Here is a 19,807-nt window from a genome sequence, read left to right on the forward strand (position 1 = left end):
CGATGGCGGAGACCCGCCGGCGCGGCGAGGCGCTCGAGGCGGCCATCGTCGAGGCCGTCTGGGCCGAGCTGGCCGAGTCCGGGTACGCCGGGCTGACCGTGGGCGCCGTCGCCGAACGCGCCCGCACCAGCAAGGCCGTCCTCTATCGGCGCTGGCCGGGCCGGGCGGCGCTGGTGATCGCCGCGCTGGCGCAGCACGCGCCGTCGGTCGACGACGTGCCCGACACCGGCAACCTCCGCGACGACCTGCTCGCGCTGCTGCGCACCGTCGTCGCCGGGGTCTCCGCCCGCAGCATCGACGCGCTCTGGGGGCTGCTCGCCGAGACCGCCCGCGACCCCGAGCTGGCCGCGCTGGTCCGCGCGAAACTGGACGAGCTGCAGCGCGCCGGCCCGGCCGCCGCCGTCATCGAGCGGGCCGTGCGCCGTGGCGAGGTCGACGCCGCCCGCGTCACGCCCCGGCTGCTGCGGCTGGCGCCCGACCTCCTGCGCAGCGAGTTGTTGCTCTACGGCGAGGTCACCGACGCCGCCATCGTCGAGATCGTCGACGACGTCGTCCTGCCGCTCGCCGGAGTGTGAGCCGCGTCGCGTTCCGCCGGACGTTGTCACACCCGGCGGGCGGCGCGGGTCTCGTGTGCGGACATCCAGACGCACGTGAGACGGAGACACGATGGCGAGGAGACTGGCGGAGTTCGTGACGCGCCGGCGGCGGGCGGTGCTGATCGTGGCGGTGCTGCTCGCCCTGCTCGGCGGGGCGACCAGCACGTCGCTGTTCGGCAAGCTGTCGGCCGGCGGCTTCGACGACCCGGGTGCGGAGTCCGGGCAGGCGGCCGACCTGCTCGAGGACACCTTCGGGCAGTCGCCCCCGAACCTGGCGCTGCTGGTGACGGCCGCCGACGGCGTCGACGGCGCCGCCGCGGCCGAGGCGGGGACCCGGCTGACGGAGTCGCTCGCCGCCGAGGACGGCGTGCGCGACGTCGTGTCGTACTGGTCGTCCGGGCAGCCGCAGCTGCGCAGCGCTGACGGCGACCGCGCGCTCGTCCTCGCGACCATCGTCGGCGACGACACCGAGGTGAACGACCGGGTCGGCTCGCTCGCCGACGCCTACGGCGGGGACGCCGACGGCCTGACCGTCGAGGTCGGCGGGTACGCCGCGTTCTCGCACGAGCTGTCCGAGCAGAGCGAGAGCGACGTCGTGACCGGGGAGATGATCGTGTTCCCGGTGACGCTGATCGCGCTGGTCCTGGTGTTCGGCGGCATCGTCGCGGCGCTGCTGCCGCTGGCCGTCGCCGCCGCGACGTCGCTGCTCGGCATGGGGCTGTTGTGGGCGCTGGCCGAGGTCACGTCGCTGTCGGTGTTCGCGGCGAACGTGGTGACGCTGGCCGGGCTGGGGCTGGCGATCGACTACAGCCTGCTGATGGTGAACCGGTACCGCGAGGAGCTGGCCGGCGAGCGGACGGTGCCGGAGGCGATCCGGGCGACGCTGGGCTCGGCCGGGCGGACCATCGTGTTCGCGTCGCTGACGGTGTGCATCGCGCTGGCGACGCTGATCCTGGTGCCGTTGCCGGCGATCCGGTCCATCGGGTACGCGGGGGTGCTGACCGCCCTGCTCGCGGCCGCGTCGTCGCTGGTCGTGCTGCCGGCGCTGTTCGCGGTGCTCGGGAGGCGGGTCGGGACGCCACGGCTGCGGCGTCGTCGAACGTCCGCCGGTGACGGGTTCTGGCACCGGCTGGCGATGGTCGTGATGCGCCGGCCGCTGCCGATCGCGACCGTCGTGACGGCCGCCCTCCTGCTGCTCGGCGCGCCGTTCCTCGGCATGAAGCTCGGCTACCTGGACGAGCGGGTCATGCCGGAGTCGTCCGAGGCGCGGCACGTCGCGACGGTGATCCGCTCGGACTTCGCGACGGGGGAGCAGGACGCGCTGCAGGTGGTGGCGCCGTCAGGGATGGCGGAGCCGGGCGAGTACGCCGAGCGGATCTCGCTGCTCGGCCACGTCGCCCGCGTCGACACCGTCACCGGCAGCTACGCCGACGGCGCCTCGGTGGCGCCGCCCGGCCCGGCGCACGCCCGGTTCGCCGCCGGCGACGCCGTCTACCTGTCCGTCGTGCCCGAGCCCGGCACCGTCGAGCAGACCCGCGAGCTGGTCGGCGCCGTCCGCGCCGTCGACGCCCCGGCCGAGACCCTCGTCGGCGGCGTCGCCGCGGTGGCCGAGGACGCCGACCGGTCGCTGCTGGACATGCTGCCGTGGGCGCTCGGCGCGGTCGGGCTGGCGATGGTCGTGCTGCTGTTCCTGCTCACCGGCAGCGTGCTGCTGCCGTTCCTCGCGCTGGTGCTGAGCACCCTGAGTCTGTCGGCCACGTTCGGCGCGATGGTGTGGATCTTCCAGGACGGGCACCTGTCCGGCCTGTTCGACTTCACCGTCACCGGCACGACCATCTCGACGGTGCCGGTGATGCTGTTCGCGCTGGCGTTCGGCCTCGCGATGGACTACCAGGTGTTCATGCTGTCGCGGATCAGGGAGGAGTACGACCGCGGCGCCTCCCCGACGGCGGCCGTCGCGCTCGGCCTGGAGAAGGTCGGCCGCATCGTCACCGCCGCGGCCGTCCTCATCTCCATCGTCTTCCTCGCCTTCCTCGTCTCCGACATCACGCTGATGAAGGCGTTCGGGGTGGGGCTGCCGCTGGCCGTGCTGATCGACGCCACCCTGATCCGCGGCGCCCTGCTGCCGGCCACCATGCGGCTGCTCGGCGGCGCCACCTGGTGGGCGCCGGCCTGGGCCCGGCGCCTGCACGCCCGCGTCGGCCTGCGCGAGTCGGCCGACGATCAGGTGCCGGAGTGGAGTGCGGTGTAGACGCGGTCGCGCAGGACGTTGACCTCCTCGCTGGTGAGGGTCCGGTCGACCGGGCGGAGAACGAGCCGGAGCAGCACGTTCTCCTGCCCGGGCCGGATGCCCAGCCGCTCCCGCGCCGCCGCCGGCAGGTCCGCGTACGGCGTCGTCGAGAGAACGGCGACCTCCTCGACGAGGTCGGCGTCGGGGCCGAGGGCCTCGCGGACGTGGTCGCCGAGCAGCTCGGCGTCCGAGCCGGCGGCGACGGCGACGGAGAGGTCGCGGCGGGCCGGCGGGAGGTCGGACACCGGCTGGTACGGCGTGAGGTCCAGCAGCTGCCCGGCCACCCGCGGGTCGGCGGAGCGCAGCAGCCGGATGTCCGGGATGCCCTTGCGCAGCATGAGCACGCGGTCCAGCCCCATGCCGAGGGCCAGTCCGCTCCACTGCGACGGCGACAGGCCGGCGGCGCTCAGCACCTCCGGCGCGGCCAGCCCGCACTCGGCGATCTCGACCGGGTGGCCGTCGTGGATGGCCTCGACCTCGCGGCCGCCGGACGTGTACGGGTGCGACGTCGCCGTCCAGCGCCAGTGCGCGCCCGGCAGCAGGGAGTCGACGAGGGTGGTGACCAGCGCGTGCAGGTCGTCGTGGTCGAGCCGGCGGCCGCCGCGGCGCAGCAGCCAGAGGTCCAGCTGGTGCGGCGTGCCGGTGTGCAGGCGGTCGATGGAGTCGCGGCGGTGGCAGATGCCGGGCAGCACCAGCAGCACGTCGTCGTCCGGCGGGAGGGGTGACGACGCCAGTGCGCGCAGCGCCGGCGGCACCCCGGCCGACGTGTGGCTGCGCAGCATGGTGGTGTCGCTGACGTAGCGGGTGTACCGGACGTCGCGCGAGACGGCGTCGCGCTGGTAGCCGAGGCGGTCGTAGTTGTCCTCGACGGCGACGACGGGGCGCGAGCGCAGCAGCCGGACGTCGGCGTCCCACTGCTCCCCGAGGGCGCCGGCGGCGGACGAGACGAGCTGCTGCAGGGCGTGCGGCCCGTCAGCGGGGTCGGTGAGGTCGCGCAGTGAGAGCGCGTCGACCAGAGCGGGCAACGACAGCGGCTGCGGCCGGCTGCCGGAGACGAGCATGGATGCGGTCATGACCAGGCCTTTCGCGGTAAGTGCGTGGGAAGCGGTGGAGGCTCCCCCGGCCGGTCGTCCGCGGAGGGTCAGGCGTGCGCACCCTCCGGGCGGCGGACGTTCGCCGACCGGGGGCCGCTAAACCAGCGCTGACCTGGCATGTGAACGAGGTTAACCGATCGCGAGCTGATCGGCCAGGCGCGAGAGGCTGTCGTGCCAGCCCTTGAGGTGGTCGTCGCGCTGCTCCTCGGTGGGGTTGTGGCTGTGCGTCACGACGACCTCGGTGCCGCCCTGCTCCGACGGAGCCAGGCGGACGGCGACCCGGCTGGCGGGCGCGTTGTCGCCGTCCCACGACCAGATGAACGTCACCAGGCGGGGCCGCCGGATCTCGCCGAAGATGCCGCGGACCGCGACGTTGTGTCCCTTGGACAGCCCGGTGGTACGGAAGCTGAACCGGCCGCCGGCCCTGGGGTCGGTCTCGTAGATCGCGGCGAACGCCGGTGGCCAGTACCAGCCGGCCAGCCGTCGTGGCTCGGTGAACATCGGGAAGACGTCGTCGGGGTCGGCGTCGACCACCACGGAGACGACGGCGGTGGTGGCATCGGGGGTGGATGACTCGACCATGGTTGCGCACTTTAGGGCATTTTCATACATCCTGACGAGAGGGGGACCACGGCTCGTCGCCGACTTCCCGGCGCAGCCGCTCCAGCTCGGCCGTGAGGTCGCGCCGCACCCCGGCATAGCCCGGATCGTCGTACCGGCTGGTCAGCTCGGCGGGGTCGCGGACGAGGTCGAACAGCTCCCACTCGGGCGCGGTCCGCACCGGCGACGCGCCGGGCACGCCGAGCCCGTCGCCCGGGTAGTGGATCAGCTTGTGCGTCGCCGTCCGTACCCCGACGTGCGCGGGCACGTGGTGGCTGCCGTCCAGGTGCTCCCAGTAGCGGTAGTACATCGACGTGCGCCAGTCGTCCGGCCGCTCGCCGCGCAGCAGCGGGCGCAGGCTGCGGCCCTGCATGCGCGGGTGGGCTGGTACCCCGGCGAGGTCGAGGAAGGTGGGCGCGAAGTCGACGTTCAGCGCCATCGCGGTGGTGGACGTGCCGGGCGCGACCTCGCGCGGGTAACGCACCAGGAGCGGCATCCGCAGCGACTCCTCGTACATGAACCGCTTGTCGTACCAGCCGTGGTCGCCGAGGAAGAACCCCTGGTCCGACGAGTAGGCGACGACGGTGTCGGCGGCCAGCCCGTGCTCGTCCAGCGCGTCGAGCAGCCGGCCGGTGTTGTCGTCGATCGACGCGACGCAGCGCAGGTAGTCCTTGAGGTAGCTCTGGTACGCCCAGCGGGTGCGCTCGTCGCCGGGCAGGCCGCGCGGCCACGGCGACTTGAGGTCGCGCTCGTTCAGGTCGCGGCCGACGCGCATGCGGGCCTCGCGCGCGCCGCGGCCGTGGCCGGCGTGGTCGTCGAACAGCGTCGGCGGCTCCGGCAGGTCGACGCCGTCGAACAGGCCTCGGTGTGCGACGTCGGGGTCCCAGCTGCGGTGCGGCGCCTTGTGCCAGAGCAACAGGCAGAACGGGCGGTCCGGGTCGCGCTCGGCGATGCGCTCGAGCGCGAGGTCGGTGAGAACGGTCGTCGTGTAGCCGTTGACCGTCCGGCGTCCACCGGGGCCGAGCAGTTCGGGGTTCCAGTACTCGCCCTGGTCCTCCAGGACCTCCCAGCTGTCGAAGCCGTGCGGGTCGTGCTCGCCGCCGTGCCCGAGGTGCCACTTGCCGACCAGCCAGGTCTGGTAGCCGGCCGCGCGCAGCAGCGCGGGGAACGCCGGCTGCCGCGCGTCGATGGGCGTGCTGAGGGTGCGGACGCCGTTGACGTGGCTGTAGGTGCCGGTGAGGATCGACGCCCGGCTCGGCGCGCAGAGGGCGTTCGTGCAGAACGTCGCGTCGAACCGCATGCCCTCGGCGGCGATGCGGTCCAGCTGCGGCGTCGGCATCAGCTCGCCGCCGTACGCCGAGATCGCGTGCGCCGCGTGGTCGTCGGTCAGGACGAGGACGAGGTTGGGCCGCTTCACGCGGTCTCCACCGTCAGCGGCGCGGACGTGCTCACGTCGGCCCGTCCCTCGGCGTCGACGGCGACGGTGAGCGGGTGGCCGGCGACCCGCAGGCCCTCGACCCTCAGCGGGAACCAGCCGGCGAACGCCGGGTCCGGCGCCACCCGCAGCCGGCCGCCCGGCACGTCCGCCGTCAGCCCGAGCGCCGCCTGCAGCAGCGCGAGGACCGTCGCCGCCGACCACGCCTGTGGCCGGCACGCCGCCGGGTAGGCCAGCACCGGCTCGCCGGCCCGGGCATCGGTGCCGGCGAACAGCTCCGGCAGCCGGTAGGCGAAGTCGGGCGCGACCCGCAGCAGCCCGTCGGCCAGCGACGCCGCGACGCCGGGGAAGCCGTCGGCGGCCAGCCCGCGCACCGCGATGGCGGTGTCATGCGGCCAGATGCTGCCCGCGTGGTAGCCGAGCGGGTTGAACCCGGTCGCGTCGGCGCTCATCGTCCGCAGCCCGTACCCGGTGTCGAGGTCCGGCCGGCCCAGCCGGTCCGCGACGACGGCGGCCTCGTCCGGGCCGAGCAGGCCGGTGCCGAGCAGGTGGCCGAGGTTCGACGTGACGGTGCCGACCGGCCGCTTGGCGCCGTCGAGCGCGATGGCGGGGAACCGGCCCTTCTCGTCGGACACCCAGAACGCGGCGGCGAAGCGTTCGCGCAGCGCCGCCGCCCAGTCGCGGAACCGGTCGCCGCCCTCGCGCCGGTGCGCGTCGAGCAGGCTCGCCCCGGCGAGGGCCGCCTCGTGGGCGTACGCCTGGGCCTCGCTGAGCGCGATCGGCGGCTCGGCGATGGCGCCGTCGGGGTACTGGATGGAGTCGCCGGAGTCCTTCCAGCCCTGGTTCGCCAGGCCGCGGCCGCTGCTGTCGACGTACTCCAGGAAGCCGTCGCCATCGGGGTCGGCCTCCTCGGTCAGCCAGCGCAGCGCGGCCTCGAGCGGATCGAGCAGGTCGCCGGCGTCGAGCCCCCACCGCCACGCGTCGTGCAGGAGGCAGACCCACAGCGCGGTGGCGTCGACGGTGCCGAAGTAGACCGGCGGCAGCCGGCTCCCGGCGGTGGGGATGCGGACCTCGTGCAGGATCTTGCCCGGCGCCTCCGCGGTGTCCGGGTCGTGCGTCGTCCCCTGGCGGCGGGCCAGCGTGCGCAGCGTCCCGCGGGCGAGGCCGGTGCCCAGCGGCAGGGTGAAGCGGGCGGCCCAGAGCGAGTCGCGGCCGAACAGGGTGAAGAACCACGGGCTGCCGGCGGCCAGGAACGCGTCGCCCGGCGCCAGGGGGTCGGCCAGTGCGAGTGCCTCGAGGTCGTCGACGCTGCGTGCGGCGAGGCGGGCGAGGTCGGCCCGGCCGGTCACGGTGACGGCGTCCCAGCCGGCAGCGTCGGCGGGCGCGAAGGCGTTGGGCGGCGGGCCGTCGGCGAACGCGGCGGTGACGGTGACGTCGGCGGTCCAGGACGAGCGCGGCGCGAGCTCGACCGCCCAGGAGAGGACGGCGCCGGTCGCGTGCGTCTCGACGGTGGCGCCGGCAGCGGTGAGCGTGGTGCGCAGCTCGCCGCCGTCCCACTCGACCCGGCCCGGCGCCGGGACCGTCGGCGCCAGCCCGCCGCCCTGGGCGCCGTCGCGTTTGATGGCGTCGGCGGGGGCGAAGTCGGCGGCGGCGTGCAGATGCACGGTCGCCGCCAGGGAGACGCGGGCGTTGTTGACCAGCTCCAGCCGCTCGGTGACGCCGTCGGCCCGCGCGAAGCGCTGCCGCTCGAGCCGCACGGTCGGGTCGGCGCCCGCGTCGCCGAGGTGGCGGACGATGCCGGTGAAGCGGGCGTGCCCGGCGCCGCGCAGGCCGTGTCCGGCCGGCTCGGGCTCGTGCCCGTCGACGTCGACGCGGAGCTCGGAGAGGACCCGCCGGTCGTGGCTGAGCACACCCTGGGCGCCGGCCGCCCGCAGCTGCCCGTCGGCGCCGGACAGCGCCACCGTCGGTGCCTTGACGCAGCTGACGAGGTCGTGCAGGAACGGCTGCGGCACCGGGCCGGAGACGGGTGGAGCGGTCACCACGGTGATCCTTCCGTGACTTGACAGAACGGTTGACGCGTTCTTAACTCTGAACCAGATCCCATCTTTGAACGATCAAACGCACGGTATCAACCCGGTTTTGATCGTTCAACACGTCAAGGAGGACGTCCGATGGCGACACCGGAGAGTGGTGCCACGCTCGAGAGCGTCGCGTCGGCGGCCGGGGTGTCGCGGCAGACGGTCTCCAACGTCCTGAACGCGCCCGAGCGGGTGGCGCCGGAGACCCGGCAGCGGGTCGAAGAGGCCATCCAGACGCTGCGCTACCGTCCCAACCGGTCCGCCCGGTCGCTGCGCACCCGCATGAGCAACCTCATCGGCTACTGCGTCCAGCCCGCCGCGGCCGGCAACCTCAACCCCGTCCTCGACCGGTTCGTGCACGCCGTCACCGAGTCCGCGGCCGGCCACGGCTTCCACGTCCTGCTGTTCACCGCGCCCGCGGGCGACGCCGGGCTGGACCGGTACGCGGAACTGCTCGCCCAGCGCGCGGTCGACGGGTTCGTGCTGGCCGACACCGTGGTCGCCGACCCGCGGCCGGGCTGGCTCACCGAGCAGGGCGTCCCGTTCGCGGCGTTCGGCCGCAGCTGGTCCGGCCCCGACATCGGCCGCTGGGTCGATGTCGACGGCGCGGCCGGCATGACGGAGGCGGTCGAGCACCTGCACGCGCTCGGCCACCGCCGCATCGCGTTCATCGGCTGGCCGGAGGGCTCCGGCGTCGGCGACGACCGCGTCGCCGGCTACACCGCGGCCTGCCTGCGCCTCGGCCTGGACCCGCGGGTCGTCCGCGCCGAGGGCGGCGCCGGCACCGGCCGGGCCCTCGCCACCACCCTGCTCGACGGCGACGACGCGCCCACCGCGCTGGTCTGCGTCAGCGACGACTCCGCGTACGGCGCGCTGCGGGCGCTCGCCGACCGCGGCCTGCGTCCGGGCGAGGACGTCGCCGTCGTCGGGTTCGACGACACCCCCGCCGCCCGGCTGCCCGGCGTCGACCTCACCAGCCTGTCCCAGCCGATCGAGCAGATCGGCCGCGAAGTCGTCCAGATGTTGCTCGGCCTGCTCGGTGTCGTGGTCACCCCGCCCGGCCCCGAGCACCGCCTGCTGCGCCCGTCGCTGGTCGTCCGGGCCAGCTCTCGCCCCGCCGGACCCGGTCCGGCCGCCCCCACGGAGGCTTGACATGCAGTTCCCCCGAACCCCATGGGCGGTGGCCACAGCCGTGGCCGCCGCGACCGTGCTGGCCGCCTGCGGCAGCGGCTTCGACGACGATGACGACGCCGCCGGCGACGACGCGGCCACCGGCGGCACAGAGGGCGGCGCCTCGCTCACCGTCATGATCGGCTCGTCCGGCGAGGCCGAGACGGTCGCCGTGCAGGACGCGACGGCGCGGTGGGCCGAGGAGACCGGCAACGAGGTCGAGGTGATCCCGGCCCAGGACCTCGTGCAGCAGTTGCAGCAGGGCCTCGCCGGCGGCAACCCGCCGGACGTCTTCTACGTCAGCCCGGACCGCTTCCGCATGCTCGCCGAGGGCGGCTCGCTGTACCCGTACGGCGACCAGATCGACGACGCCGACGACATCTACCAGTCGCTGCGCGACGCGTTCACCTACGAGGACGAGCTGTACTGCGCGCCCAAGGACGGCGGCGTGCACGCACTGGTCATCGACACCGAGGCGTGGGCCGCGGCCGGGCTGGCCGAGGGCGACTACCCGCAGGACTGGGACGGTCTCGCCACCGCCGCGCAGGCGCTCACCGCCGACGGCAGGGTCGGCCTCGCGTTCACCGGCGACTACAACCCCGTCGGGACGTTCATGTTGGCCGGCGGCGGGTTCTTCGTGAACGACGACCAGACCGAGGTCACCGCCGACACCCCGGAGAACCTCGCGACGCTGCAGTACCTCAAGGACAACATGGACGCGGGTTCGTTCGCGTTCGCGCCCACCATCGACGCGGCGTGGGGCGGCGAGGCGCTCGGCAGCGGCAAGTCCGCGATGACGATCGAGGGTGCCTGGATCGTCGGCGCGCTGCAGAACGACTTCCCGGAGCGCCAGTGGACCGCCGTCCCGATGCCGGCCGGCCCCGGCGGGCCCGCGGCGACGGCGTTCACCAACTGCTGGGGCATCGCCGCCGACAGCGAGAACCAGGCCGCCGCCGTCGACCTCGTCAACTCGCTCGTGAGCCCCGAGCAGCAGCAGACGTTCGCCGAGACGTTTGGCCCGATCCCGTCGCGCGCCAGTCTCGCCGGCTGGAACGCCGAGACCTTCCCGGAGAAGGCCGCGTTCGCGGAGGGCATGGAGACCGCCCGCAGCCAGGTCGCGGTGCCGGGCTTCGAGTCCGTCCTCGCCGACTTCAACACCCAGCTCGAGGGCATGGCGGCCGGCACCGTCACCCCGGAGCAGGCGCTGCAGGCGCTGCAGACCAACGGCGAAGCCCTCCTCTCGCAGGAGTGACGTGACCGCGACGGTCACCCGGGAGACGTCGGCGGGCCGGACCCGGCCGGTCCAACGGCGCGTCACCTCCGGGCACCTGCGTCAGGAACGCCGGGCCGGCTGGCTGTTCGTCGCGCCGGCCGTGATCGTGCTGGTGGTGTTCCTGTTCGCGCCGATCCTCATGGCGGCGTGGGTCAGCCTGCTGGACTGGAACGGGCAGTCCAGCCCGTTCTCCGGCGACGCCGAGTTCGTCGGGCTGGCCAACTACCAGAGCCTGCTGGCCGACGCCGGGCTGCTGCGCAACGACTTCATGCTGAGCGTGCGCAACACGATCTACTACGTGCTGTTCAACGTGACGGGCGTCGTGGTGGTGTCGTTCGCACTGGCGATGGCCGTGAACTCGTACGTGCTGCGCGGCCGCTCGTTCTTCCGCACCATCTTCTACTTCCCGGCCATCACGTCGTCGGTGGCGATCAGCGTCCTGTTCCTCTTCCTGTTCCAGGGCTCCGGCGTCGTCAACGTCGTGCTGTCGTGGGTGGGCGTCGACGGGCCGTCGTGGTTCACCGACCCACGCGGCGTGCTGCACATCGTGCTGGGGTGGTTCGGTGTGTCGGAGGCGCCGTCTGGGCTGGCCGACACCACGCTGGGCGGGCTGAGCCTGTGGAACTGGCTGTCCGGCCCGTCGGTGGCGATGTGCGCGCTGATCACGCTCACCATCTGGGCGTCGTCGGGCACGTTCATGCTGTTCTTCCTGGTCGGGCTGCAGGACATCCCGGTCGAGCTGGAGGAGGCGACGGCGATCGACGGCGCCGGCGGGTGGCAGCGGTTCCGGCACCTGACGCTGCCGTTGATGCGCCGCAGCATCGTGCTCGTCGTCACGCTGGCGCTGATCAGCAGCTGGCAGGTGTTCGACCAGGTGTTCATCCTGTCGCAGGGCGCGCCGGCCAAGACGACGCTGACGCCGGCCTACATCTCCTACGTGCGCAGCTTCGGCGACGGCCAGTTCGGCGTCGGCGCGGCGGTGGCGTTCGTGCTGTTCGCGATCATCATCGTGCTCACGCTGGTGCAGCGGTGGGTGGGAAGGGAGCGGCGGACGTGAGCGGGCTGCTGGTACGACGCCGTGCGTCCCGGCCCGCCCGGCGGGACGCGGTCCCCGTCGTGCTGACCGACCGGTACTCGCCGTTGCCGCGCAAGGTGGCGGTGCGGGTGATCGGGTACGGGCTGCTGGCGCTCGGGACGCTGCTCTATCTCGGGCCGTTCCTCGTCCAGGTGGCGACGTCGTTCAAGACCGACGCCGACGCCGTCGGCAACCCGGTGTCGCTGATCCCGTCGCCGGTGACGATGGCCGCCTGGGAGGTGGTGGCCGGGTCGAACCCGGCGTACTCGGTGCCGGTGTTCCGCTGGCTGGGCAACTCCTTCGCCGTCACCATCTCCGTGACGCTGGGCCGGCTGATCATCGACAGCCTGGCCGGCTACGCGCTGGCGCGGCTGCGGTTCCGCGGCCGCACGGTCGTCTTCGCCGGCGTCGTCGCCGTGCTCGCCGTTCCCGGCGTCGTGCTGCTGATCCCGAAGTTCCTGGTGCTCAACGAACTCGGCATGTTCAACAGTTACGCGGGGATGATCCTCCCGCTGTTCTGCGACGCCGTCGGGATCCTGCTGATGAAGACGGCGTTCGAGGCGGTGCCGACCGAGCTGGACGAGGCGGCGCGCATCGACGGCGCCGGCGTGTTCCGGACGTTCTGGAGCGTGATCCTGCCGCTGGTGCGCCCGGCGCTGGTGACCGTGACGATCCTGTCCTTCCAGGGCTCGTGGAACGAGTTCACCCACTTCCTCGTCGCGACGTCGGACCCCGACCTCGCCACGATGAACCTCGGCATCGCCCGGCTGACCGCCGGCGATCTACAGGGGTCGCAGCAGTTTCCGCTGAAGCTGGCGCTGGCCACCTTGTCGACGATCCCCATCGCCATCGTCTACGTGTTCTTCTCGCGCTACTTCATGCGGTCCGGCAACGCGACGGGCCTCAAGTGAAGTCGGCCGTTCGCCGTTGGGCGCCAGTTCGCGGCTGTCCGCCAGGTCGCCGCTTTGCGGCAGTTGGCCGTCCCCCTGATGCCCATTCTCTTGGCCGCGGCACCGCGCCTCAAGCGGAGCCAACAGCGCTTCGCGCGGGCGTGGCACCGCTTGACCCGCGGCACCGCGGCCTAAGAACGGGCACCTATCAGGGGGACGGGGAAGAACCGGGCACAGCCCGCCTGGTGCACCGTTCGCCGCCAGCCGCCAGCCGCCAGCCGCCAGCCGCCAGCCGCCAGCCGCCAGCCGCCAGCCCCTGACTGTCTAGTGCTCGGAGCGCCGTCGCCGGGTCGTGCCGGCGGCGGGTTGCCCGTCTTCGATAGCGGGCGTTGCGTTTTGGGCGCTGTTGCGGGCCGATCGCGTGGGTTCTGGCTATCGAAGTCGGGTGCGGGGCGGTGGCGTTGGCTTCACTCGTCTCGTGGATAGGTCGCTCGCAGATGGGCGTCGTCGGCGGCGACTCGGGTGGGGGATCGCGGAAATCCTGGTGACGGGCGGGCGCTCGCCCTGGCAGAGTGGCCGCTCGTGTCCAGCGTCTACCTGATCACCGGCATCATGGCGGCCGGCAAGTCCACCGTCGCGCAGGCGCTGGCCGAGCGGCTGCCGAAGGCGGCGCACGTGCGCGGCGACACGTTCCGCAAGGCCATCGTGTCCGGCCGCGCCGACCCGGTGCCGGGCGATGCCGAGGGGATGGGGCAGCTGAGGTTGCGGTACCGCATCGCCGCCGGGGCCGCCGACGAGTACGCGGCCGCCGGGTTCACCGCGGTGGTGCAGGACGTGGTGATCGGGCCGGTGCTGGCGGAGTACGTCGAGCTGATCCGCACCCGCCCGCTGCACGTCGTCGTGCTGGCACCGGCGCCGGACACCGTCGCCGAGCGGGAAGCGGGTCGCGGCAAGACCGGCTACGGCGCCTGGACCGTCGACGACCTCGACACGTCGTTGCGCACCGAGACGCCGCGGCTCGGGCTGTGGCTGGACACCTCCGAGCTGACGCCGGAGCAGACGGTCGACGCGATCCTCGCCCGGCGTGACGAGGCCAGCGTCTGACCAGCGGGGCGCGGCCGCAGCGGCCCAGGCGTCAGCCGGCGTCGGCGAGCAGGCCGCGCTGGTGCGCGATCGACACCGCCTCGGTGCGGCTGGCCGCGCCGAGCTTCGTCATGACCCGCGACAGGTGCACGCTGACCGTCTTCTCACTGATGAACAGCTCTTCGCCGACCTTGCGGTTGGTGTAGCCGCGGGCCACCAGCTCGAGCACGCCCAGCTCGCGCGGAGTCAGCAGGCCGGCGCTCGGCAGCACCGTGCCGGGCAGCGCGACGCGGGCCCGCCGGGCGAGGTCGCGGACAGCGGCGGCGAGTGGCTGCGCGCCCAGCCGCTCGGCGGCCTCGTGGGCGGCGGCCAGCTCGACGGCGGCGGCGTCGCGGTCGCCGGTGGTGACGAGCGCCTCGGCCAGCCGCCAGCGGCCCAGCGCGACGTGGAACGGCTCGCCGTAGCCGAACGCCTCGACGACCGCGCGCCACGCCTCGGTGTCGGCGGCGCCGGTGAGCCGGGACTCCTCGGCGCGCAGCCGGGCCAGCCACGCCAGGCCCTCGGCGCCGAGGCGGTCGGCGCGCGGGATGCCGCGCTCGGCGGTGGTGCGGGCGTGCTCGACGAACCTCCGCCCCTCGGCGACGGCGGCGGCCTCGGCCGCGTCGTCGTGGTCGAGCCGGGCCTGTGCCGCGACGTCGGCCAGCGAGCCGAGCGCCAACGTGGCCAGCCGGATGCCGCCGAGCGGCCAGTAGTCGTCGTCGCCCTTGCGCATGGACGCGATGGCGTCGTCGGCGATCCGCGCGGCGTCGTGGTGGCGGCCCTGCCAGCCGGCCATCTCGATGCCCGCGATGCCGGCCAGCTGGGCGATCTGGCCGTCGCGGTGCCACTCGGGCCGGATGCGGTCGAGGTCGCGCTGCGCTTCGTCGAACCGGCCGCGGCTCACCTCGATGATCGCCGCCGACGCCGCGAGCAGCGCCGAGATGGTGTCGGAGACCTGCTCGCCGGGCGGGCTGGCGGCCGCGAGCGCTTCGTCCCAGCTGCCGCGGGCGTAATGGACCATGGCGCCCATCCAGCGTAGCTCGAGGCCGTAGGCGCTCCAGGTCAGGCCCAGCTCGGCGGCGCGGGCGCCGGCGGCGTCGGCGATGGCGCCGGCTTCGTCGAGCCGCCCCTGCTCGTACCGGGTGGTGACGAGGTTGAACGACGCCCGCAGTTCGACGTTGGCCGCGCCGACCCGGACGGCGTTCTGCCGCGCCTGTTCGAACAGCGCGCAGGCGTCTTCGACGGCGCCGGCGCGGAGGTCGTTGAAGGCGAGCGTGATGAGCGCGTCGGACTCGGCGCTGACGCTGCCACTGGCCCGTGCGTCGGCGATGGCCTGCTCGGCGAACTGGCGGGAGAGCTCGTTCTCCCTGGCCAGGCGGGTGCGCGCCCGCAGCGCCAGCACCCAGGCGCGGGTGCGGCTGGCCGGCTCGGCCTCGACCAGCGCCCAGGCGTCCTCGATGACCTGCTCGGCCTCGTGCCACCGGATGCTGGCCAGCAGGGTCTCGGTGAACTGACGGCGGACGTCGGCGCGGGTGACGGTGTCGGCGTCGCGGTCGGCGAGCTCGAGCGCGGCCTGCGCGTAGGCGACGGCCCGCTCGGGGTGCCCGGCCGCGCTGGCGACGTAGGCGGCCTTGCGGGTGAGCGCCAGCTCGTCGACGCCGGACCGCGCCGTGGGGTCGTCGACCCCCGGCCACAGCTCCAGCGCCTGCTCGACGTAGCGCAGCTCGGCCGCGAGCGCGCCGACGCGCATGGCGTCGTCGGCCGCCTTCACCGACGCGGCCAGCGCCGTGGGGAGGTCGTTGCTGCGCAGGCTGTGGTAGGCGAGCGCGCCGGCGAGTTCGTCCTGCTGCAGCTCGACGATGCGGCGCGCGTAGGCGGCGTGCAGCCGGACCCGCTCGCCCGGCAGGAGGTCGGCGTAGACGGCCTCGCGCAGCAGCGCGTGCCGGAACGTGTAGCCGCCGTGGTCGTCGGTGACGAGGATGTGGTGCTGCAGCGCCTCGCGCAGCGCGGTGTCGAGGTCGCCGTCGGGGAGGTCGATGACGGAGCGCAGCGCGGCGTGCCCGACGTGGCGGCGTCCGGTGACGGAGATGGCGCCGACGACGCGCTGGGCGGCCTGGCTCAGGGTCTCGACCCGCGACAGCAGGACGTCGGCCAGTGCGGTGGGGATGCCGCCGGCCGGGCCCGTGGCGCTGGCCGCCACCAGCTCCTCGGCGAAGAACGCGTTGCCCTCGGACCGCGCCGCGACGTCGGCCAGCCACTCGGGGTCGATGCCGCCGTCGGCCAGCGCCTCGACGAACGCCAGCGCGTCGGCCGGTCCGAACGGCGCGAGGTCGAGCCGCTCGACGACCGGCAGCCGGACCAGCTCGGCCAGCAGCGGCCGCAGCGGGTGCTGCCGGTGGAGGTCGTCGGACCGGTACGTGGCGACCACCAGCAACCGCTGCGCCGCCAGCCGCGACACCAGGAACGACAGGAGGTCGCGGCTGGAGGCGTCGCTCCAGTGCAGGTCCTCGACGGCGAGCACGACCGGCGCGTCGTCGCTCAGCTCGGCCAGGACGGTGACCATGGCGTCGAACAGCTGCAGCTGACCGAGGTCGGTCTCTTCGCCGGACCGCGTGGTGGTGGCCGCGGCGCGGCCGATGAGCCCGGCCAGCGCCGGCCGGGCGTCGACGAGGTCGGGACGGAGCCGCCGCAGCTGCTCGACGACCTCCTTGAACGGCAGGTACGGCAGCCCGGCCTCGCCGACGCTGACGCAGCGGCCCAGCAGCACGTGCGCGCCGGCGGCCTCGGCCTCGGCGAGGAACTCCGTGAGCAGCCGGCTCTTCCCGACCCCGGCGTCGCCCGAGAGCAGCACCGCGCCGCCGGTGCCGCCGCGGGCGCGCTGGAGCGCCGCGCGCAGCTGGGCGGACTCGCCGCTGCGCGCGGTGAACGGGACACCGGTTCCGAGCCTTGGCACGACACCGATGCTCGCATACCCCTCCGACAAGGTGGCGGGCATTTTTCCGCCGGTCAGCGAACCGGCTGTGGCCGGCGCGCCGTGGGGCGGACGGCCTGCGGTGCGGGCACGACGTCACGGCGCGGCCCGCGGCGGGTGGTGACGGCGTCGCGGCGGACGCGTTCCTGGCGGTAACTGAGCTCGGCACGGATGCTGTCGATCATGGTCTGCCTCCCCGGTCCTGGCCTCGTACCGTCGAGACTCGTGCTGAGGGCGGGCCCGCGGCATCGGGCGACCACGCACACCCCGCGCGGCGGCGACCCCTTACCCGCCACGACCGGGGGAGTAAGGGGATCTCGCGGGTGCCGGATCAACTACGGTGGACCTGCTCACCTCTCGGCAAGAAGGGTCACCGTGGTCAGCGTTCCGAGCGTCTCCTACTCGATCACCGTCCGGCTCGAGGTGCCCGCGGGCGGCTCGTCCGTCGGACAGCTCACCGCCGCCGTCGAGAAGGCGGGCGGGCTCGTCACCGCACTCGACGTCACCGCATCGGGCGCCGACCGCATCCAGGTCGACGTCACCTGCGCCGCTACGTCGTCGGCGCACGCGGGCGAGCTGGTCATGGCGCTTCGCTCGGTGCCCGGCGTCGCCATCGGCAAGGTCAGCGACCGGACCTTCCTCGTGCACCTCGGCGGCAAGATCGAGGTCGTGTCGAAGGTCCCGATCCGCAACCGCGACGACCTCTCGCTCATCTACACCCCCGGCGTGGCCCGGGTGTCGCAGGCGCTCGTCGACAACCCCGACGACGCCCGCCGGCTGACCATCAAGCGCAACACCGTCGCCGTCGTCACCGACGGGTCGGCCGTGCTCGGGCTGGGCAACATCGGCGCCACGGCGGCGCTGCCGGTCATGGAGGGCAAGGCGGCGCTGTTCAAGCGGTTCGGCGGCATCGACGCGTTCCCGATCTGCCTCGACACCCAGGACGTCGACGAGATCATCCGCACCGTCCAGAACATCGCGCCGGTCTTCGCCGGCATCAACCTCGAGGACATCTCCGCGCCGCGCTGCTTCGAGGTCGAGGCGCGGCTGCGCGAGCTGCTCGACATCCCCGTCTTCCACGACGACCAGCACGGCACCGCCATCGTGGTGCTCGCGGCGCTGCACAACGCGCTCAAGGTGGTCGGCAAGGAGATCGGCTCCATCCGCGTCGCGATGTCGGGCGCCGGCGCGGCCGGCCACGCCATCGCGCAGCTGCTGGTGGCGGCCGGCGTCACCGACATCGTCGCCGCTGACATCAACGGCGTCATCCACCCCGGCCGGGCCGACCTCACCGGCGTACCCAGCTGGTACCTCGAGCAGTGCAACCCGCGCGGCGTCACCGGCGACCTCCGCGACGCCGTGCGCGACGCCGACCTGTTCGTCGGGGTGTCGGCGCCGAACGTGCTCACCGCCGCCGACGTCGCCACCATGGCGCCCAACGCCATCGTGTTCGCGCTGGCCAACCCCGAGCCCGAGATCGACCCGCGGGCCGCCGGCGAGTACGCCGCGGTCGTCGCCACCGGGCGGTCGGACTACCCGAACCAGATCAACAACGTGCTCGCGTTCCCCGGCGTCTTCCGCGGCCTGCTCGACGCGCGCAGCCGGTCGGTGACGACGGAGATGATGCTGGCCGCCGCCGCGGCGCTGGCCGCCACCGTCAAGGACGAAGAGCTCAACCCGTCGTACATCGTCCCCAGCGTGTTCCACTCCGGCGTCGCCGACGCGGTGGCCGAGGCGGTGCGGGGCAGCGTCGAGACCATCAGGCGCGTGGCCGAGGAGACCGGCGACTTCCCGGCCATCCCCGTGTGATGGACGCCGATCCCGTGGGCGCCGGGAAGCTGACCGGGAAGCTGCTCGTGGCGGCGCCGTCGCTGCGCGGCTCGACGTTCGACCGGGCGGTCATCCTCATGCTCTCGCACGACGGCGACGGCGCCCTCGGCGTCATGGTCAACAAGCCGACCGAGGTGCTGGTCGGTGACGTGCTGCCGCGGTGGATCTCGGTGGTCTCCGAGCCCGGCGTGGTGTTCCAGGGCGGCCCCGTCAGCCTCGACAGCGCGCTCGGGCTGGTGGCCGTCGGCGGCAACGACGAGCCGCTGGGCATCCGCCGGGTGCGCGGCCGGCTCGGCGTCGTGGACCTCGACACCCCGGCCGAGATCATCGAGCCCGCGGTGACGGCGATGCGGGTGTTCGCCGGGTACGCCGGCTGGGCGCCTGACCAGCTGGAGGGAGAGATCGACGAGGGGTCGTGGTACGTCGTCGACTCCGAGCCGGGCGACGCGTTCCGCACCGACGCGCAGGACCTGTGGCCGGTGGTGCTGCGCCGTCAGGGCGGCCAGCTGGCCCTCATCGCGACCTTCCCCGCCGACCCGTCGATGAACTGACGTCCCGGCGCGATCGCCCGGCGGATCGGGACAGAATGCCGTAGTGGCCGGGACGGCGCCCCCGGCACGCTCTCCTCGTCAACGCACCGACGAGGGGGAGAACGATGAGTACCAGCCTGGCAACGGGCACCACCCAGGAGACCACGACGGCGGTGTCGCGCGTCTGGGCCTACACCGGCGTGCTGGCCGGGCTGGCCGGCGTCGCCGGCATCCAGGCGTCGATGAGCGTCTCCGCGGTCTACGACGAGGAGACCCAGGGCGACGCGGCCGCGATCCTGGCGGGTCTGCGCGACTTCGTCCCGAACATCGTGGTGTTCCACGTCACGATGATGCTGGCCACCGTCCTGCTGGTGGTCTTCGCGGCCGGGCTGCGCCGCCGCCTCAGGGCGCAGGCGCCGGCCGACAGCGTCCTGCCGGACGTCGCCGCCTTCGGGTTGCTGCTGACGTCCGTCGCCGGGCTCATCGGCACCGGGCTCAACACCGAGTTCGCGTTCGCGCTGGCTGACGACGAAGCGGCGCTCGTGCCCGAGGCGGCGGTGGTGTTCGGCCACTGGATCGGCACGCTGCCGTGGCTCTGGGTCGGCGCCGGGATCACCGGGACCGCGCTGGCCGTCGCCGCCCTGCGGCACGCCGCGGCGCCCCGCTGGATCGGCTGGGTCGCGGCGGTCCTGGGCGGACTCACGCTGCTGCTCGGCATCTCGCCGCTGCAGTACATGGCCGGCATGACGGGGCCGGTCCTGGTGCTCGTCGTCGCGGCCGGCTTCGTCTGGGGGGACCGGAGCCGGACGTGACGACGCCTGCGCACCGCGGTCGCGGCGCATGCTGTGGGACC

At 73.8% G+C, this 19,807-nt stretch carries 16 protein-coding genes; 10 read left to right on the top strand and 6 right to left on the bottom strand.

Translation table 11 applies throughout. The annotated features are described in order from the left end of the window. The first annotated feature begins 2 nt into the window (after positions 1-2). Together BLU82_RS03105 and BLU82_RS03110 are read left to right on the top strand one after the other, a co-directional pair. Positions 3-575, top strand: a complete 573-nt coding sequence (locus BLU82_RS03105; RefSeq protein ID WP_092615484.1) for a TetR/AcrR family transcriptional regulator — start codon at positions 3-5, stop codon at positions 573-575. 91 nt (positions 576-666) lie between these two features. Continuing rightward, positions 667-2,847 carry an MMPL family transporter gene (locus BLU82_RS03110; RefSeq protein ID WP_092615487.1) on the top strand — a complete coding sequence of 727 codons (2,181 nt, stop codon included), beginning with the start codon at positions 667-669 and terminating at the stop codon, positions 2,845-2,847. Here the strand turns inward: BLU82_RS03110 and BLU82_RS03115 are convergent. The 4 genes from BLU82_RS03115 to BLU82_RS03130 form a co-directional block, all read right to left on the bottom strand. Further along, positions 2,820-3,959 carry a hypothetical protein gene (locus tag BLU82_RS03115; protein ID WP_197682705.1) on the bottom strand — a complete coding sequence of 380 codons (1,140 nt, stop codon included), beginning with the start codon at positions 3,957-3,959 and terminating at the stop codon, positions 2,820-2,822. The genes BLU82_RS03110 and BLU82_RS03115 overlap by 28 nt on opposite strands. 150 nt (positions 3,960-4,109) lie before the next feature. Further along, positions 4,110-4,562, bottom strand: coding sequence for an SRPBCC domain-containing protein (locus tag BLU82_RS03120; RefSeq protein ID WP_157740521.1), 453 nt, complete (start codon positions 4,560-4,562; stop codon positions 4,110-4,112). A 22-nt stretch (positions 4,563-4,584) separates the two neighbouring features. Further along, a complete protein-coding gene (locus BLU82_RS03125; RefSeq protein WP_197682706.1) occupies positions 4,585-5,997 on the bottom strand; it encodes a sulfatase in 1,413 nt (470 codons plus the stop codon). After that, positions 5,994-8,054, bottom strand: coding sequence for a glycogen debranching N-terminal domain-containing protein (locus tag BLU82_RS03130; RefSeq protein WP_092625357.1), 2,061 nt, complete (start codon positions 8,052-8,054; stop codon positions 5,994-5,996). Before BLU82_RS03130 ends, BLU82_RS03125 begins: the two co-directional genes overlap by 4 nt. A gap of 132 nt (positions 8,055-8,186) precedes the next feature. Here BLU82_RS03130 and BLU82_RS03135 point away from each other — a divergent pair, with 132 nt between their 5' ends. From BLU82_RS03135 to BLU82_RS03155, 5 genes are all read left to right on the top strand, one after another. Beyond that, a complete protein-coding gene (locus tag BLU82_RS03135) occupies positions 8,187-9,245 on the top strand; it encodes a LacI family DNA-binding transcriptional regulator (protein ID WP_092615496.1) in 1,059 nt (352 codons plus the stop codon). A 1-nt stretch (position 9,246) separates the two neighbouring features. Further along, positions 9,247-10,515: an extracellular solute-binding protein gene (locus BLU82_RS03140; RefSeq protein ID WP_092615499.1), complete on the top strand. Its 1,269-nt coding sequence runs from the start codon at positions 9,247-9,249 to the stop codon at positions 10,513-10,515. A 1-nt stretch (position 10,516) separates the two neighbouring features. Next, positions 10,517-11,593: a carbohydrate ABC transporter permease gene (locus BLU82_RS03145; RefSeq protein ID WP_197682707.1), complete on the top strand. Its 1,077-nt coding sequence runs from the start codon at positions 10,517-10,519 to the stop codon at positions 11,591-11,593. Continuing rightward, on the top strand, positions 11,590-12,522 hold the full coding sequence (locus BLU82_RS03150) for a carbohydrate ABC transporter permease (RefSeq protein ID WP_197682708.1): 933 nt from the start codon (positions 11,590-11,592) through the stop codon (positions 12,520-12,522). Before BLU82_RS03145 ends, BLU82_RS03150 begins: the two co-directional genes overlap by 4 nt. A 561-nt stretch (positions 12,523-13,083) precedes the next feature. After that, complete coding sequence (locus tag BLU82_RS03155; RefSeq protein WP_092615502.1) at positions 13,084-13,605, top strand: AAA family ATPase; 522 nt, start codon at positions 13,084-13,086, stop codon at positions 13,603-13,605. Between the two features lie 31 nt (positions 13,606-13,636). On the opposite strand, the gene BLU82_RS03160 is transcribed toward BLU82_RS03155, so the two are convergent. Continuing rightward, positions 13,637-16,576 (bottom strand): helix-turn-helix transcriptional regulator, encoded by a 2,940-nt coding sequence (locus tag BLU82_RS03160; RefSeq protein WP_197682709.1) that lies wholly within the window; start codon positions 16,574-16,576, stop codon positions 13,637-13,639. Between the two features lie 53 nt (positions 16,577-16,629). Then, positions 16,630-16,779 (bottom strand): hypothetical protein, encoded by a 150-nt coding sequence (locus BLU82_RS33970; RefSeq protein ID WP_157740523.1) that lies wholly within the window; start codon positions 16,777-16,779, stop codon positions 16,630-16,632. Between the two features lie 190 nt (positions 16,780-16,969). Between BLU82_RS33970 and BLU82_RS03165 the strand changes: the two genes are divergently transcribed. From BLU82_RS03165 to BLU82_RS03175, 3 genes are all read left to right on the top strand, one after another. Further along, the gene (locus BLU82_RS03165) at positions 16,970-18,403 is read left to right on the top strand and encodes an NAD-dependent malic enzyme (RefSeq protein ID WP_092615505.1); all 1,434 of its coding nucleotides are present in this window, start codon (positions 16,970-16,972) and stop codon (positions 18,401-18,403) included. After that, positions 18,403-18,975: a YqgE/AlgH family protein gene (locus BLU82_RS03170; protein WP_092615508.1), complete on the top strand. Its 573-nt coding sequence runs from the start codon at positions 18,403-18,405 to the stop codon at positions 18,973-18,975. Before BLU82_RS03165 ends, BLU82_RS03170 begins: the two co-directional genes overlap by 1 nt. Before the next feature lie 104 nt (positions 18,976-19,079). Further along, positions 19,080-19,766 carry a hypothetical protein gene (locus BLU82_RS03175; RefSeq protein WP_092615511.1) on the top strand — a complete coding sequence of 229 codons (687 nt, stop codon included), beginning with the start codon at positions 19,080-19,082 and terminating at the stop codon, positions 19,764-19,766. The last annotated feature ends 41 nt before the right edge of the window (positions 19,767-19,807 follow it).

Source organism: Jiangella sp. DSM 45060 (assembly GCF_900105175.1).
Taxonomy (GTDB): domain Bacteria; phylum Actinomycetota; class Actinomycetes; order Jiangellales; family Jiangellaceae; genus Jiangella.

Bases quoted from the DNA above. Each gene is read 5' to 3' on its own strand.
- BLU82_RS03105 (WP_092615484.1), top strand. From the start codon at position 3: ATGGCGGAGACCCGCCGGCGCGGCGAGGCGCTCGAGGCGGCCATCGTC.
- BLU82_RS03110 (WP_092615487.1), top strand. From the start codon at position 667: ATGGCGAGGAGACTGGCGGAGTTCGTGACGCGCCGGCGGCGGGCGGTG.
- BLU82_RS03115 (WP_197682705.1), bottom strand. From the start codon at position 3,959: ATGACCGCATCCATGCTCGTCTCCGGCAGCCGGCCGCAGCCGCTGTCG.
- BLU82_RS03120 (WP_157740521.1), bottom strand. From the start codon at position 4,562: ATGGTCGAGTCATCCACCCCCGATGCCACCACCGCCGTCGTCTCCGTG.
- BLU82_RS03135 (WP_092615496.1), top strand. From the start codon at position 8,187: ATGGCGACACCGGAGAGTGGTGCCACGCTCGAGAGCGTCGCGTCGGCG.
- BLU82_RS03140 (WP_092615499.1), top strand. From the start codon at position 9,247: ATGCAGTTCCCCCGAACCCCATGGGCGGTGGCCACAGCCGTGGCCGCC.
- BLU82_RS33970 (WP_157740523.1), bottom strand. From the start codon at position 16,779: ATGATCGACAGCATCCGTGCCGAGCTCAGTTACCGCCAGGAACGCGTC.
- BLU82_RS03170 (WP_092615508.1), top strand. From the start codon at position 18,403: ATGGACGCCGATCCCGTGGGCGCCGGGAAGCTGACCGGGAAGCTGCTC.
- BLU82_RS03175 (WP_092615511.1), top strand. From the start codon at position 19,080: ATGAGTACCAGCCTGGCAACGGGCACCACCCAGGAGACCACGACGGCG.